Consider the following 14,721-nt stretch of genomic DNA (forward strand, 5'->3'; position numbering starts at 1 on the left):
CCGTCCCGGGTCCGCGCGCACACGGGCGACGGGTCTCCGGGGAAGCGGCAGCCACCCGTGCCCCGTCGCACGGGACTGGGCCGATCGGGTGGAACGGGGCGACGGGGCCCGGTGCCGACGGGCTTCCGTTCGCGGGGCGGACGGGGCTGGGAGAGGCTCGGGAGGGCAGGGGCGGCCGGTGTGGTGGTCCGTCGGGCCTCCGGTCGCCCGCCAGCCCGGCCCGACGAACCGGAGGACGCCATGCCGGCATCGCCGAATTCCAAGGTCTACCTGGTGGGCGGAGGCATCGCCTCGCTCGCCGCCGCCGCGTTCCTGGTGCGCGACGCGGGACTGCCCGGGGAGAACGTGCACATCCTCGAACAGCTGCACATCGCGGGCGGTTCGATGGACGGCGCCCCCGCTCCCACCCCGGAGGGCGGCTACGTGACCCGCGGCGGGCGGATGTTCGAGGAGGAGCACTACGTGTGCCTCTGGAACCTGCTGGAGTCGATCCCGACCCTGGACGATCCGGCGGTCTCGGTCAGGCAGGAGTTCCTGGCGTTCAACATCGAACACCCCACCCATGCCAGGGCGCGGATCATCAACGGCGACCGCTCGATCGCCGACGCCTCGCAACTGGGCCTGGACACCCGCGACCGGGCGGACATGACCCGGCTGCTGGCCCTGCCCGAACGAGTCATCGGGGCCCGGCGCATCGACGACTTCTTCCAGCCGCACTTCTTCACCACCAACTTCTGGTGCATGTGGCGGACCACCTTCGCCTTCCAGACCTGGCACTCGGCGATCGAGCTGAAGCGCTACTTCCTCGCCTTCGTGCAGGAATTCGACCGCATCCACACGCTGTCCGGGGTGCGCCGGAGCAAGTACAACCAGTACGACTCGGTGATCCGGCCGATCCAGGAATGGCTGACCGCCCAGGGGGTGCGGACCGAGTTCGGGGTGACCGTCGAAGGCGTCGACTTCTCCGGACCGGATGCCCGCCGGGTGTCACGGCTGCACGTGGAGCGGGCGGCTTCCGACCCGGACTCCGGTGCCGGTACCGGCACCATCGAGCTGGGCCCCGACGACTTCGCCTTCCTGACCCTCGGCTCGATGACCGCGGACACCACGTACGGCGACCGCACCACGGTTCCCGAGCTGATCCGGGACAAGCGGGACGGCTCCTGGCGGCTGTGGGAGTCCATCGCCAGAAAGGCCCCGGACTTCGGCCGCCCCACGGCGTTCTGCGGCAACATCGACGAGACCAAATGGGAGTCGTTCACGCTGACCATGAACGGGCGCGTCCTGCTCGACCGCATCCAGGCGTACACCGGCAACGTGCCCGGCGAGGGCGCGCTGATGACCTGGAAGGACTCGCGCTGGCTGCTGTCGATCGTGGTACCGGCGCAACCGCACTTCCGGGACCAGCCGAAGGACATCCACACGCTGTGGGGCTACGCGCTGTTCGGCGACGTCCCGGGCGACCACGTGCCGAAGAAGATGGACGACTGCACGGGCGCCGAGATCCTGGACGAACTGCTCGGGCACCTGGGGTTCGACGACATCGCGGACGAGGTCCGGGCCACCACCAAGGTCACCACGGTCCAGATGCCCTACATCGACGCCCAGTTCCAGCGGCGCGTGGTGGCCGACCGGCCGCTGGTCGTGCCGGACGGGGCGCAGAACTTCGCCTTCCTCGGGCAGTTCGTGGAGATCCCGGAGGACGTGGTCTTCACGGTCGAGTACTCGGTGCGGTCGGCCATGAAGGCCGTCTACCACCACTTCGGCGTGGAGAAGGCGATCCCGGCGGTCTACCACGGTCTCGCCGACCCCCGGATCGCCTGGTCCGCCCTCCGCACCGCCTTCTCCTGACCCGGTCCCCGCGGGGGCTGCGACGGCTGCGACAACCCGATCGGCCGGGCTCCGGGACGTCCGGGTCCCGGGGCTGCCGGGCCCCAAAGCAGGCATGGTCCGGGCCGGGCGCGGTCAGTCCTCGTGCGGCGCGCGGCCGGGGGCGGGCGGCCCGGCGGCCGCCCCGAGCCGGTCGCGCTGGAGCCGGTGGGCGAGGGTGCGGCGCACGGAGGCCGACGCGGTGGCGGTGACCTCGGCAGGAACGTCGAGGCCACGGCTGATCCGGTCGTACGCCTCCCGGTAACCGGCGGGCAGCTGTTCCCGGTGCGCCCCGAGGTCCTCCTCGACCAGGCGCCGCAGCTCGTCGACGTGCCGGGGGGTGAAGCGTTTCCGCCCCCGGGCCAGGGCGCTCACGCAGCGCGTACAGCGGGCGGTGTCGGGAAACGCCTCGGAGATCTCCTCGGCCAGGCCCCACAGCCGCCCTTCGAGCCAGGGCACGTCGCCCTGGTCGAGGGAGAGTTCCGTCATGGGCGGCGGTTCGTCCGCCCCGGCCTTCGCCACCTGTTTGGACACGGCGGGCTGACTCATGCCGGCGAGCCGGGCGATCCTGTCCTGGGTCCAGCCGAGGCCGACGAACAGTTTGATCATCTCGGCCCGCAGCTTCCGCATCTCCTCCCCGGCCCGGATGACCTCGTTCATGTCGGCGAGCATGCGCCCGGCCTGTTCTTCGGTCAGTTCCCCGAGATGCCGGGGGGTGTCCTCTTCGCCTGCCACAGCTCGGTTATACACCCTGACCGACTCTCCATAACCAGATTGTACAACCAGGTTATGAGTGGCAGGCTTCGCGCCATGCCCACTTTCTCCGCACCTGACGGAACCCGGCTCGCCTACCGGGCGCACGGCGACGGCCCCCCGGTCGTCTGCGTTCCGGGAGGCCCCGCCGACTCCCGCTACCTCGGCGATCTCGGCGGCCTGGCCGCACACCGCCGGACGATCGTCCTCGACCTGCGCGGAACGGGCCGGTCCGCGATTCCCGACGACGTCTCCTCCTACCGCTGCGACCGTCTGGTCGACGACATCGAGGCGCTGCGCGACCATCTCGGTCTCGCCCGGATGGATCTGCTCGGCCACTCCGCCGGTACGAACGTCGCGGTGCGGTACGCCGCCGAACACCCGGACCGGGTCGGCGGGCTCGTCCTGATCGGCCCCAGCGTCCGGGCCGTCGGCCTGACGGTGACCGGGGAGATGCGACGCGAGGCGGCGCTGCTGCGGAAGGACGAGCCGTGGTTCCCCCCGGCGTTCGCGGCCCTGGAGGCACTCGTCGCGGGAACAGGAACGACGGGAACGGGAACGGGAGAAGAGACGGGAACGGGAACGGAAACAGGTGCAGGAACGGCAACGGGGGCAGGGGCGGGAGCAGGTGGCGACTGGGAGGCCATCGCCCCGTTCCTCTACGGCCGTTGGGACGCCGCGGCACGACGCCATCACGCGGACGGGCGGCCCGACAACGAGGAGGCCGTCGCCCGCTTCGGGGCCGACGGAGCGTTCGACCCGGAGGCGACCCGTGCGGCGCTCGCCGCCTTCGGCGCGCCGGTCCTGCTGCTCACCGGCGAGTTCGACCTGAACAGCCCGCCCCGGTCGACGGCCGAGTACGCGGAACTGTTCCCCGACGCCTCGTTCGTGGTGCAGCCGGGGGCGGGTCACTTCCCCTGGCTCGACGACGCCGACCGGTTCGTGGCGACCGTCGCGGATTTCCTGGGCTGAGCCGCATGCCCGGCCTGCGGGCGCCGGTCTCAGACCCCGGTGAAGCGGCCGCTCGGCCCGCCCCGCAACCGGCCGGCCGGGAGCCTGCGGCCGAATGTGACCAGCAGGAGGTCCTGGGCCGTGCCGTACACGGGCGTACCGGTTCCGAAGGACCAGTCCAGGTCGTCGGCGCACAGCCGCACCCCGTCGATGTCCGCCCCGAAGAACTTGAGGCTCCGGGGGCGGGTCGCGTCGAGCAGGACGCGCAGCCGGTCCTCGGGGACGCGCCGGTCGAGGCCGAGGGCTACGGTGACGTCCAGTCCGTGCACCACGTCGTGGCCGAGCGCCGCCGCGAGCCCGCCGACCGGCGGCTTCCACGGGTGGTGCGCGTTGTCCCTCAGGAACTCGGCGAGTTCGGCGGTGGAGTGGACACGCGCGTCGCGGCGGGCGACCCGGTCGGTCATCCGGTGGAGCCCGCCGCGCGCCTTCACGAGTTCGGCGACGGTCGCGGGCAGCGAGTACCGGAATCCCATCGACATGTGGGCCGCGACCTCGCGCACCCGCCATCCCGCGCAGAGGCTCGGCTCGTCCCACCGGTCGGCCCGCAGATCGTCGAACAGGTCCGCCAGTTCCCGGCGTTCCGCCGCGATCATGGCCCTGATGCCGGTCCCGTTCCCCGTGTGTTCGGTCGTCTTCCCCATGTGTCCAAGGATGCTGGGGCCTCTTTCATAAGTCCAATACCTGGTTATGCTTCGATCTAGAATCATTGGTTATGGAACTTCGGCAGCTCCGATACTTCGTCGCCGTCGTGGAGGAGGGCGGCTTCACCCGTGCCGCCGCCCGGCTGCATCTCGCCCAGCCCGGGTTGAGTGCCCAGATCCGCAGTCTGGAAAGGGAGTTGGGGCAGTCACTGCTGGACCGATCCGGCCGGTCGGTGACGCCGACCGAGGTGGGTCGGGCCGTACTGCCGTACGCGCGGGCCGCGTTGGCCGCCGCGGAAGGGGTGCGGCAGACGGCGGACGAGTTCGGCGGGCTGCTACGGGGCCGGGTCGCGATCGGGCTCGTCTCCGGTGCCATCGGCCACTCCTTCGACGTGGCCTCGCTGTTCGCCGACTTCCACGACGCCCACCCCGGGGTGGAGATAGCGCTCAGCGAGGCCACCTCGGAGCAGATGCAGACATCGCTCCTGGCCGGGGAGCTGGACATCGCCCTCCTCGGGCGGACCGAGGAGGGGCCCTCGGCCGGTCTCTCCTTCCAGACCGTGATCGACGAGGTGCTGGTCGCCGCCGTCGCTCACGGCGACCCGCTCCTCGCCCGGGGCGACCGCACCGAGGTTCCGCTGGCCGATCTGCGGGACCGGCCGCTGATCTGCCTGCCGCGCGGCACCGGGGTGCGCGCGGTCTTCGAACACGCCTGTTCCCGGGCCGGGTTCCGGCCCCGGATCTCCTTCGAGGCGGCGGCCCCGGCCATGCTCGCGCAGCTCGCCGCCCGGGGGCTCGGGGTCGCCGTGCTGCCGGCCGGTGAGGAGCCGGCCGACGGGCCGCTGCGCATGCTGCGGATCGTCCGGCCCGAGTTGCGCGGCCGGGTCGTCCTCGCCTGGCGGACGCCCGGGCCGGCGGGGCCTGCCGCCCGGTCGCTCCTCACCCGGCTGCGCGAGGCACTGCCGGACCTGCCGGACCTGCCGCGGGACAGAGCCCGCCCGCAGGGGTGGTGAACGGCCGGGCGCCGGTTCACCACCCCGCCCCGGAACGGGTCAGCCCAGCATCTCCTCGATGAGGTCGGCGGCCCGCGCGGTGCCGCCCTCGGCGCGCGCCGCGGACCGGAGCCCGGCCGAGCGGCGCCGTACTTCCGGATCGGTGACCAGGTCGTTCAGCGCGGTGCGCAGCGCCTCGGGGGTGGCCTCCTCGGTGTCGATGCGGCGGGCCACACCGAGTTCCACGAGCCGGTCGGCGTTGAGGAACTGTTCGGCGCCCTGTGGGACGGCGATCATCGGCACACCGGCCATCAGCCCTTCGCCGCTGCTGCCCATGCCCGCGTGGGTGACGAAGGCGTCGGCCCGTTCCAGGATCGCCGGCTGGGGCACCCAGGAGTGGACCTCGACGTTGGACGGGATGTCGCCGAGTTCCTCCGGGTCGGTGTACTTCCCGATCTGGAGCACCACGTGCCAGCCGGGCAGGTCGCCGTAGGCCGCCAGACACCGGCGGTAGAACTCCGGTCGGCGGGTGTACGCCGATCCCAGGGAGATCAGCAGGACCTTCTCGGCCCCGGCGGGGCGGGTCCAGTCCCTCTCGTCCTCTCGGGGGCCGGGGCACAGTCCGACGAACGTCACCGTGTCGGTGTCGACCCGGTCGGCGTACGGCTGCATCGCGCGGGGGATCAGGGCCAGGGCCCGCGAGGGGCGGCCGGAGAAGGCGTCCACGTCGGTGGTGGACGCCCCGCAGCCGGCGAGCCAGCGCGCGAACTTGGCCCGGTACGCGTCGGCGCCGGGCAGTTGCCACAGGCCCGTGCCCACCTCCTGCTCGTAGCCCTGCCAGGCCACGAACGTCGGGGAGAGCTGCATCAGGGGGCGGCCCTGGATCTCGGCGAGGGCCCGTGCGGCGTAGGCGCCGATGTCGTACAGGTAGAGGTCCGCGGGGTCGTGGTCGTAGGCGGCGCGCAGCGGGCCGAGGGACTGGACGGCGTTGTCGAGGAAGAGGTCCATCGCGGCGATGGGGTCGTCCGGCCAGTTGTTGTCGGCGACCGGGAGCGTGGAGGCGCAGGGGACGAACTCGGCGCCGGTGGCCTCGATCCGTTCGGCCATGACGGGGTCGTTGGCGTAGGTCACCCGGTGGCCGCGGGCCACCAGTTCACGGATGACGTGGATGCTGGGCAGGACGTGGCTGACGGCGGGGATACCGATCATCGCGACATGGGCGCGGCGACGGGACATGGGGAATCACTCGTTTCAGGTCTACGGCGAAAAGGGAACGACGCATCGGTGCGCCGCGGCCGCAGGAAGAAGTCCTGGCCATGGGGCGCACAGGGATGTGCCGGACGGGAACGGGGGCTCTGCCCCGTCCGCGTCAGCCGTAGATCTGGTAGAGGTTCATGCCGAGCACCTTACCCTCGCGCCGTGCGACGCGTTCCCGGTTTTCCGGCGCCGCGATGCCCACGGCGCCGGAGCAGGGAAAAGAAGGGGGAGCAGTCAGTCGCCGGGTCCCTCTCCCCCGCGCGACGACCGCCACGCCTCGGTGAACAGCTCCGGCAGGGTGCCCGGCAGCCCGGGCAGGTGTATGACCTTCCCGTCCCCACTGCCGCCGGCCAGCCGCGCCCCCAGTCTCCGCGCCTTCCCGCACTCCATCGGCGGCAGCGGCTTCGCCGCGTGCGCCCACGGGCCGGGCAGGAAGAGACCGCGGCCGGCGCGCGGTCGTCCGTCCTCCACCACCAGGCCGCGTTCCACCAGTTGGGCCGCGGCCTTCTTGTGGCGGGCCGGGGTCCACCCGTTCCAGCGGCGCACATTGCGGTCGGACGGAACGGCGAGCGTCAGCAGCTGGAGGTACAGCGCGGCCGCGTCCTCGGCCAGGCCCAGGGCCCGCGCCACCTCATCGACCAGTTCCGGCACGCAGGCGCGCGGATCGGACTCGTAGCGGCCGGGCGGCAGGTCGGCGGCGGTGATCCGGGCCATCATCCGGTCGCAGGTGCCGTCCGTCAGCCAGTCCCACCGCCACGAAACGGTCCGGCCCTCCAGCACCCCGGTCTCCATCACACCGGTCCTCAGCACCCCGGCCGGGGAGTCGCCGCCGGCCAGCACCTTGCGCAGCATGCGGACGACCTCCGGTGCCCCGTCCCGTACCGGGTCCCCGGCTGGAAGGTCGGCGTACGCCCAGGGCAGGCCGGTGAAGACCGCGTCGACGAGGCTGTCGGCGTCGGGGAAGCCCATGACGTCCCAGATCGTGCGCAGCCCGCGGTGCTCCTCCGGGCAGGGCCATATCCGCAGGTAGAAGCCGGGCGGCAGGGGCGCCCGCTCCGGGTCCAGGAAGAGGTGGCACAGATCGGTCGCCGGTATCCGGGTGTCCAGTGCCAGAGCGGCCTGCCAGGTCGGCTCCGGCGGCCGGGGGCGTTTGCCGTGCTGGGCGTTCCATGCCTCGGCGGTGCGTGCCGCGACCCGGCCGAGGCCGCCGGGCTCCCACAGGTCGGCGGGGTCCTCGGGGAGCACGTCCGCGAGCAGGGCCATCCGGTCCCTGTCCCGCAGAACACCCAACTCCGCGCGCCCCACTTCGAGTTCAGCCGCCTTGAAGCCGAGGGCCGTGCGCTCGTCGGCGTCGAGATAGGGAACGTAGTAGCTGTCGGCACCGGGGTTGCCCGCGAGGACGAGTGCGGCCGCCGGCCGGCTCGTCCCGGCGGCGTCGCTCAGTTCGACGACCGCGGCCGGGTCCCAGGGCATCGGCCCCCGCTCGCGGATCAGGGAGACCAGGCGGCGCAGTTGGTCCCGGCTTCCCCAGCCGCGGTGGCAGTCCTCGGCGTACCGCAGCTCGTGGTGGGGCGGCCGGACGCAACCGGGCGGAAGGGCCTCCAGGTAGGGGCGGTCCTTCCGGGCCGGCAGCCACCGGGCGAACGCGGAACCGTGTTCGTCGCGAACGGTGAACGGGCCCTCCCCCTCCAACCGCCCGAGGCGGAAGCGGTAGTCGGGATCGGCGAAGGGGGTCCGTGCCCACATCTCCAGGAAATTCAGCAGCACCTCGCGCCGCTCCGGCAGGGTGACGGGCGAGGCGGCCCGCAGCGCGACCACCCCCACCTGCCCGATGAGGTGGACCCAGCTGGCGTCCCCGGCCAGTGCCGGTCCGTTCTCCCCCTCCTCCGGCGACCAGGTCCCCGCGATGTAGCGGCCCATGCGCTCGATGCTCACCAACTCGTCGTCGTGCCAGGAGCCCTCACCGCTGACGAGGCCCTGGAGGGCGGAGGTGATTCTGACGCTCTTCCACTTCCGGGCGATCCACGGAGCGGTGTTCGAATCGGTGCTGTGCATGGTCACCATCATGACCGGCCCCACTGACACACCCGCGGATCGGCCCCGCCCCCCGCGCGGGGCCGATCCGGGCTTCTTCCGTCCGGCTCCGGCGGTGATCAGCCGCGCCGGGCCCGGCCGTAGCACTGGGCCAGTGCGTGGAAGGCCTGCTTGGGTTCCCAGTGCCAGTCGGATTCCGGGTCGTCGAACCGGTCCTTGACGGGTTTGACGATCGCGTAGCCCACCATGTCCAGGTCGAGATGGGGGTCGGCGCAGTACGGGGCGTCGGCGGTGACGAACTCGAAGGCCATCGCCGCGTAGAGGTCCAACGACTCGAAGATGCCGAGGAGTTCGGTGAGGTAGGCGGCCTGGGTGCGTTCACTGCGCACCAGGTCCTCCTTGATCCGGGGCGGTTCCTGGGTGTAGTCGACCACGTCCCACCCCATCCCGCCCGCGTCGGGCGCCCCCACGTACGCGCACGTGCCGAACTCCGTGATCGCCAGCGGCTTTCCCCAGCGCAGGTACTTCCGCAGCTCACGGACGTGGTCCGCGCGGTTCGGGTAGGACGAGTAGTAGTCGATGCCCACGATGTCGAACAGGTTCCAGTCGACCTCGTCGTCCTGCGCCGCGGCGTACGACAGGCTGCCGCCGAAGACCGAGCGTCCGACCGCCGCCGCCCGCCGGGTGAAGGCGTCCAGGCGGCGCATCATCAGTTCGGGGTCGTAGGTGCCGGCCATGAGGTTGCGGATGCGTTCCTGCGCGTTGTCGCCGGGGACGATGCCCGGTACGAACAGCCAGAACTCGCATCCCACGCTCAGGTCCGCACGGGCTCCCTGCCGGCGCAGCCGTTCCAGGTGGCGGCCCGTCTCGGCGAGGTGGTCGAGGATCTCGTGAGCGGGCCGGTCGCCCAGGGTCGGCTGGAGCCAGACGTGCAGCCCCCGTTCGGCGGCCTCCGACGCGGTGGCGTTGAGCCGTTCGACGCCGTCGCCCGTCACCTCGATCGATGTGGCGTGCAGGTCCTCGGCGATGGCGCGGACGTCCGCGCGCATGCGGGCGGTGCTCCACGCGGTGGCCGGTGTCTCACCCGCGCCGACCGTGTAGCACACCCCCCGGTGCCGCAGGCCGCGCTTCTCGTTACGGCTGCCCGGTGCAACCGCCCTCGCGGGTGCGCCGCTCAGGAGGCTCCCGGCCGCCGCCGCGGCTCCGATCGCCCCCGCCCCGGCCAGGAACTGGTTGCGGCTGATGCCTCGGCCGCGTTCGTCGCGATGCACTGTCTGCTCCCTTTGTTCGGGCGGTCCGTGTATCGCTGTCAGTCTGTTCGGCGGGGCCGGTGGCGCGGATCGGCCGAAAGTCTGCGGACGGCCGACCAAGGTATGAACCCATGGGAACCCGTGGCGACGAAAGGCTGCCCGGGTGTGACGGGGCGAGACATCTTTCGCCTGATCAGCGCATCCGTCACCGCGCTGCCGGTAACGAGGCTGCGGACCACCCCCCTGGTGTCCCGTCGCGTTCGAGCCGGCGGATTCTCACTCGATCTCATTCGGGCCGGCAGATTCTTGCCCACCGGGCTGTGAGCGACGGATCCGTGCGACACCCTTGTCCAGGTCCACGCCGAGCGGCGGGCCCTCGGCGGGCCGGACGTTCTTGCGGACCCTCTCCTGCTCCATCGCCCGCTTCACCGCTTGTGCTGCCGGGGAGAACTCCTCCGCCAGTGCCGCGGTACGCCCCTTCGTCCTGCGGTAGTAGATCCATCCGCGGCGCTCTGCCCACAGCAGAGCGCGATCCACCAAGATCAGGCAGATACCGGCAGCGACGCCGACTGTCACCACGAGCAGAGCGTTTCTCATACCACCGAAACGCGGCAACCCTCTGCCGCGTTCCACGCCCCAGCCACAGGTACGGCTGCACGACGACCCCAGCTTCCGTACGGGTCATGCCGTTCGGGAATGCCCAAAGGCATCGTTCTCAAGTGACACGGCAACCGGGAAGGTCATCGGCTCGCCGCCCGTCGGACGCACTGCGACCGGACGATCACGCCGCTGCGGGGTTTCGCCGGTGACGGAACCCGGGGAATTCCACGCCCGCGGAATTCCTGCGGGGCCCCGGTCCCGCAGGAGGCTCCTCACGCACACGCGTAGAGACCGGCCCCCTCGGTCCCAGGTTCAGGTCGAACGATGCCCAGCCGTGCGGATCCCCGTCAGGTGGGTCAGCGGCGCTCCCGTATGGACCATGAGCAGCCGCAGTTCCTCCTTCTCCGCCGTGGTGATCGCGATGTCCTCTTCCGACAGCGCTCCGACGAGGTCGGGGACCGCGATGTCCCAGGCGCCCGCCCGCGCGGCGGTGAGGATCATCTCCCTGTACGTGGGGCCGATGCGCGGCACGAGGCGCTCGACGGCGAGCGCGGAGCGGCGCAGGTACTCATGCATGTCCACGTGTCCCCCAGAGCTGTTGGTCTCTCCGTCCGGCTTCGCCGGCCGACGAACACGTCCGTCGTCGACGCGTCCGTCGCCCGCGCCCACCCCATGGCGCGTTCGGCACCACGATGCGGCGGTCGGCACCGAGCAGCCCGCCGGAACCCTGCCGGCAGGCCGTTCCCGTCACCCCGCATGTCCGTCGGCAGCGGTATGCGGATTCCGGTTCCCCACGGCAGTCGGCAACGGGTTTCCGCCTCGCGGGCTCCTGCCCGGCCTGCGGGGATGTCAGGCGCGGAGGACGACGATGCGGCCGTCGTCGCCCCCGCACACCAGCAGATCACCGGCGTCCGCGTAGACGACCCGGTGGGTGCGGCCCGTTCCCGTGCGCAGCTCCGGGTCAAGGAGTGCGGTGCCGGTGGCGGGGTCGTGCAGTGCGACCGTGCCTCGGCCGCCGACCGCGAGACGGGTGCCGTCGGGGGAGAGCGCCCAGGCGTAGCACGTGCCCCACCGGTCGGCCCGGTACTGCTCCGGGAGCTTCCACCGGTACGGATCGGGGACCGCCCACGCCAACGCGCCCGTATCGAGCGCCATGGCGAACGGGCCTTCGACGAAACCCCCGTTGGCGATCAGGAGCCGCTCCGTCGGGTCGAAACCGAGCACCGCCACGCCGCCGCAGCCGACCGCGGCGCGGCGCTCCGGGTCCAGGTACGGGAACGGGAACCCGTGGCGCTGCACCTGCCGACCGGTGTCGACGTCCCAGACCTCGACGTGCGCCGGGCCCGTCCCGAACGCGAGCGCCAGCAGCCGCCCCGACGGGGACAGGGCACCGGCCCGGCACTCGGGCTGCCGCGCCACGTCGAGGTCCAGCAGCGGTGCGCCCGCGGCGTCGAGGACACGGGCCCAATTCCCGGCGTCGAAGACCAGCAGCCGTGCCCGGGCCCGGTCCCAGGACGGCTGCACGCAGAACGGATTGAAGTCCGAGGTCCGCCATTGCTCGTAGGAGGCGAGGGTGCGCGAGGTGCCGGTGGCGAGGTCCAGGTGCCGGGTCTCCCCGTTGAGCGCATGGACCACGCCCTGCCCGGCGGCGTCGAAGCGGACCGTGTGCACGAACGTCTGCCGCTCGCCCGCCGGCTCGGTGTGCACCGGTCGCCGGACGCCGGTCGCGACGTCGATCAGGTGGATCTCGGCGCCGTAGGCCCCCTTGAGCATCGTCCCGACCACGAGCGTGTGCCCGTCGGGGTGCACGTCGAGCACCTGCGACGAACAGTGGTTCGGCGCAGCGGCGACCAGCACCGGTTCGCCGACGGCCGCCTCGGCCGGGTCGCGGAGCATCACGAACCCGTCGTGCAGCCGCTTCCGTGTCTCCTTCGCCAGGGCGTATCCGGCTTCGGTCGGCGACCCGCAGTCCTTGGCACTGTGCCGGGGCCTGCCGGATTCCCCGCTGCGGCTCTCCCTGCGCAGCGAATCGCCGTCCACCCGCAGGCGGACGTATTTGGGCTTCGGGAAGCCGTGATGCACCAGTGTGATCTCATCCGTGTCCACGAGGCGGAACCCTAGCCAGGTGCACCGACAGGGGCGTGGGGTGTGCCGTCCGGGGCATCGCGAGCAGCACGCTGATGCGGTGGCGGGCGTACGGGGGCCTCGGACACGACCCGTCCTCCCCGGGATCGTCCGGGCGGACAGCGGTTTCGGGTGAACCGGCCGTCCGTTCACAGCGGATTCCGTTGTGCGGGCGCGGCGGTCGCGCGTCGGGGCGGGGGTGGGGATATCCCGGGCCGACGGGCCGACACCGGGTTGAATCGCCTGGCCTTCGCCTGACACAGCCGTGCCCGGCCTGGCTCCGGCCGATCACGCTCCCCCGTCCGTCAGACGGTCTGACGGACGGGGGAGCATGGTTGTGGACCAGCAGGCGGAGACACCGGGACAGGGGTCCGGCGGGCCAGGAGGGTGGTTCCGGGTCCGTACATCTGCGTCGCCGCGGTGGCCGACAGGGCCGTCGTCCGACGGGCGCGACCGCTGCGCGTGCGGGTCGAACGAGGCCTCGAACCAATGCAGTTCCTCGTCCCGCGCCTTGGCCCCGCCGAGGGCGCAAGGTCTTCCGGAGGGCGGTGCCGGGGTTGTCGTCCCACGGAGCCGGTCGACGGAGTCGCCGTCCGGCCGGGCGTCCCGGCGCAGGTGCCCGTGGCCCTGACGGGTGCGGTGCGGCCTGACCGCATGGGGCGGGCGGGTGGCGTGGCCCGTACCGGCTACGGGGCGGGCTACCGGTCCGGGTCGGGGCGCCGGGCGAGGAAGACGAACTCGCGGCCCGGCCGGTCGGGGGCGTCGCGCACGTCCTCCACCACGTATCCCCGCGCGGTCAGATCGGCCTCGACCTCCTGCCGTTCGCGGAAGCGCAACGTCGAGTCCGACGTCAGCACCCGTCCGTCCGCCGCGAACTCGTAGGTCCAGCGGAACGTCACCAACGGGCCGCTGACGTCGATGAGTTGGACCCATGTCTCGACCTCGCCGACGCCCGGAATGTCCGTGACCCGGTACGATTCCCGGCGGTTCCACTCCTCCCAGGCGCGTCGGGCCGGGTCCCGTGTCTCGAACACGAGGAGGCCGCCGGGCCGCAGTGCCCCGTGGGCTCCCCGCAGGGTCAGCCGCCACGTCTCGGGGTCGACGATGGCCTGGGCGACGTTCGCCGTCATCGTCGCGAGGTCGGTCGAAAGGGGCGGCAGCGCCGTCGCGTCGCCGTGGATCCAGCGCACCCGTTCGCTGCCGGGCTTGCCCCGGGCCACGTCGAGGGAGGCCCCGGCCGGGTCGACGCCCACGACCTCGATCCCCCGGTCGGCCAGCAGGAGTGCGAACACTCCCGTCCCGCACCCGATGTCGAGCACACGCCGCGCCCCGGACTCCTCCGCGATGCGCACATACGCGTCGAGGTCGCTGCGGTCGGGGTCCAGCACGTCGTAGAGCGCGGCGAGCCGCGGATTCGTGAAACCCTCGTCAGCCATGCGGCCGACCGTATGCCGGGAAGCGCGCGGACGACCAGCGGATTGTGTTCCCGGATGTTCTTCCCCCGGCGGTAGTGTCTCGGCATGTACTCACCGATTCCCGAGCTGAACCTTCTCAAGGAGTTCGAGGAGGGCGTGTCCAGTTGGTACGCCCCCGGCTTCGAGCTGCAGGCCTTCGGCGAGGACGACGGCGGATACCCCGGCACCGCCGACCGTCTTCGTACCTTCGCGCTCGCCACGGGTTCCGGCTCGGTCTACGCGATCTGGCTGCTCGACGAGCGTCCCGATCTCGCCGCGCTGCCCGTCGTGTTCCTGGGCGACGAGGGCGGCATCAACCTCGTCGCCCGCGACCTGCGGGAGTTCTTCCGCGTCCTGGCCTCCGGCTGGACCCCCATGGGCAGCTGGGAGAAGGTCGAGTACGCCGACGAGCGGGAGGAGGACGAGGATTACGACCCCTGCCCCGACAACGAACGGTTCCGGGCGTGGCTGCGCCACCACTTCGGCTCGGAGGCCGTCGAGGACCCCAACGACGTCGTCGAGGCGACCGAGGCCGAGCTGTGGGACCGCTTCGCCGCATGGATCGGCCCGCTCCACCCGGACGTGGTGAACTCGCGCACGACGCCCTGACCGGCCGGCCCGGTGCGTGACCGGTGCCGGGCGGTGGCGGTACGGGTGAGGAGGCCGGGCCCGGTCGCCCGGCCCGGCCTCCTCGTGGCGCCCGTGACGGACACGGCCGCTGTCGGCGGCCGTGTCC

General features: G+C 72.1%; 13 protein-coding genes. 4 read left to right on the plus strand and 9 right to left on the minus strand.

All coding sequences use genetic code 11. The features are described from left to right. Window positions 1-240: 240 nt before the first annotated feature. Window positions 241-1,851, plus strand: a complete 1,611-nt coding sequence (locus tag EAO76_RS12250) for an oleate hydratase (protein WP_148835955.1) — start codon at window positions 241-243, stop codon at window positions 1,849-1,851. Window positions 1,852-1,965: 114 nt separating this feature from the next. On the opposite strand, the gene EAO76_RS12255 is transcribed toward EAO76_RS12250, so the two are convergent. Next, on the minus strand, window positions 1,966-2,604 hold the full coding sequence (locus tag EAO76_RS12255; RefSeq protein ID WP_148835956.1) for a sigma-70 family RNA polymerase sigma factor: 639 nt from the start codon (window positions 2,602-2,604) through the stop codon (window positions 1,966-1,968). A gap of 75 nt (window positions 2,605-2,679) precedes the next feature. Here EAO76_RS12255 and EAO76_RS12260 point away from each other — a divergent pair, with 75 nt between their 5' ends. Further along, window positions 2,680-3,594, plus strand: a complete 915-nt coding sequence (locus EAO76_RS12260) for an alpha/beta fold hydrolase (RefSeq protein WP_148835957.1) — start codon at window positions 2,680-2,682, stop codon at window positions 3,592-3,594. A 29-nt stretch (window positions 3,595-3,623) separates the two neighbouring features. Here EAO76_RS12260 and EAO76_RS12265 read toward each other — a convergent pair whose 3' ends face one another. Further along, a complete protein-coding gene (locus tag EAO76_RS12265; protein WP_148835958.1) occupies window positions 3,624-4,274 on the minus strand; it encodes a maleylpyruvate isomerase family mycothiol-dependent enzyme in 651 nt (216 codons plus the stop codon). A gap of 71 nt (window positions 4,275-4,345) precedes the next feature. Between EAO76_RS12265 and EAO76_RS12270 the strand changes: the two genes are divergently transcribed. Beyond that, window positions 4,346-5,287 (plus strand): LysR family transcriptional regulator, encoded by a 942-nt coding sequence (locus tag EAO76_RS12270; RefSeq protein ID WP_148835959.1) that lies wholly within the window; start codon window positions 4,346-4,348, stop codon window positions 5,285-5,287. A gap of 39 nt (window positions 5,288-5,326) precedes the next feature. Here EAO76_RS12270 and EAO76_RS12275 read toward each other — a convergent pair whose 3' ends face one another. The 7 genes from EAO76_RS12275 to EAO76_RS12305 all read right to left on the minus strand — a co-directional run bounded on the left by EAO76_RS12275 (window position 5,327) and on the right by EAO76_RS12305 (window position 13,967). Further along, window positions 5,327-6,502: a macrolide family glycosyltransferase gene (locus tag EAO76_RS12275; protein WP_148835960.1), complete on the minus strand. Its 1,176-nt coding sequence runs from the start codon at window positions 6,500-6,502 to the stop codon at window positions 5,327-5,329. 255 nt (window positions 6,503-6,757) lie between these two features. Beyond that, window positions 6,758-8,578 (minus strand): hypothetical protein, encoded by a 1,821-nt coding sequence (locus EAO76_RS12280; protein ID WP_148835961.1) that lies wholly within the window; start codon window positions 8,576-8,578, stop codon window positions 6,758-6,760. Window positions 8,579-8,676: 98 nt separating this feature from the next. Further along, complete coding sequence (locus tag EAO76_RS12285; protein WP_148835962.1) at window positions 8,677-9,828, minus strand: abortive phage infection protein; 1,152 nt, start codon at window positions 9,826-9,828, stop codon at window positions 8,677-8,679. Between the two features lie 255 nt (window positions 9,829-10,083). Continuing rightward, a complete protein-coding gene (locus tag EAO76_RS12290; RefSeq protein ID WP_148835963.1) occupies window positions 10,084-10,386 on the minus strand; it encodes a hypothetical protein in 303 nt (100 codons plus the stop codon). 333 nt (window positions 10,387-10,719) lie between these two features. Continuing rightward, window positions 10,720-10,989: a DUF6189 family protein gene (locus tag EAO76_RS12295; RefSeq protein WP_148835964.1), complete on the minus strand. Its 270-nt coding sequence runs from the start codon at window positions 10,987-10,989 to the stop codon at window positions 10,720-10,722. 267 nt (window positions 10,990-11,256) lie between these two features. Then, window positions 11,257-12,513, minus strand: coding sequence for a WD40 repeat domain-containing protein (locus EAO76_RS12300; RefSeq protein ID WP_262375412.1), 1,257 nt, complete (start codon window positions 12,511-12,513; stop codon window positions 11,257-11,259). A 716-nt stretch (window positions 12,514-13,229) separates the two neighbouring features. Beyond that, complete coding sequence (locus EAO76_RS12305; RefSeq protein ID WP_148835965.1) at window positions 13,230-13,967, minus strand: bifunctional 2-polyprenyl-6-hydroxyphenol methylase/3-demethylubiquinol 3-O-methyltransferase UbiG; 738 nt, start codon at window positions 13,965-13,967, stop codon at window positions 13,230-13,232. An 84-nt stretch (window positions 13,968-14,051) separates the two neighbouring features. Between EAO76_RS12305 and EAO76_RS12310 the strand changes: the two genes are divergently transcribed. Further along, on the plus strand, window positions 14,052-14,594 hold the full coding sequence (locus tag EAO76_RS12310) for a hypothetical protein (protein ID WP_148835966.1): 543 nt from the start codon (window positions 14,052-14,054) through the stop codon (window positions 14,592-14,594). Window positions 14,595-14,721: the final 127 nt, after the last annotated feature.

Origin of the sequence: Streptomyces sp. sk2.1, from assembly GCF_008120935.1 — a bacterium.
Classification (GTDB): domain Bacteria; phylum Actinomycetota; class Actinomycetes; order Streptomycetales; family Streptomycetaceae; genus Streptomyces.

Coding starts and splice junctions, on each gene's coding strand:
- EAO76_RS12250 (WP_148835955.1), top strand. CDS start 241: ATGCCGGCATCGCCGAATTCCAAGGTCTACCTGGTGGGCGGAGGCATC.
- EAO76_RS12260 (WP_148835957.1), top strand. CDS start 2,680: ATGCCCACTTTCTCCGCACCTGACGGAACCCGGCTCGCCTACCGGGCG.
- EAO76_RS12265 (WP_148835958.1), bottom strand. CDS start 4,274: ATGGGGAAGACGACCGAACACACGGGGAACGGGACCGGCATCAGGGCC.
- EAO76_RS12270 (WP_148835959.1), top strand. CDS start 4,346: ATGGAACTTCGGCAGCTCCGATACTTCGTCGCCGTCGTGGAGGAGGGC.
- EAO76_RS12275 (WP_148835960.1), bottom strand. CDS start 6,502: ATGTCCCGTCGCCGCGCCCATGTCGCGATGATCGGTATCCCCGCCGTC.
- EAO76_RS12280 (WP_148835961.1), bottom strand. CDS start 8,578: ATGCACAGCACCGATTCGAACACCGCTCCGTGGATCGCCCGGAAGTGG.
- EAO76_RS12305 (WP_148835965.1), bottom strand. CDS start 13,967: ATGGCTGACGAGGGTTTCACGAATCCGCGGCTCGCCGCGCTCTACGAC.
- EAO76_RS12310 (WP_148835966.1), top strand. CDS start 14,052: ATGTACTCACCGATTCCCGAGCTGAACCTTCTCAAGGAGTTCGAGGAG.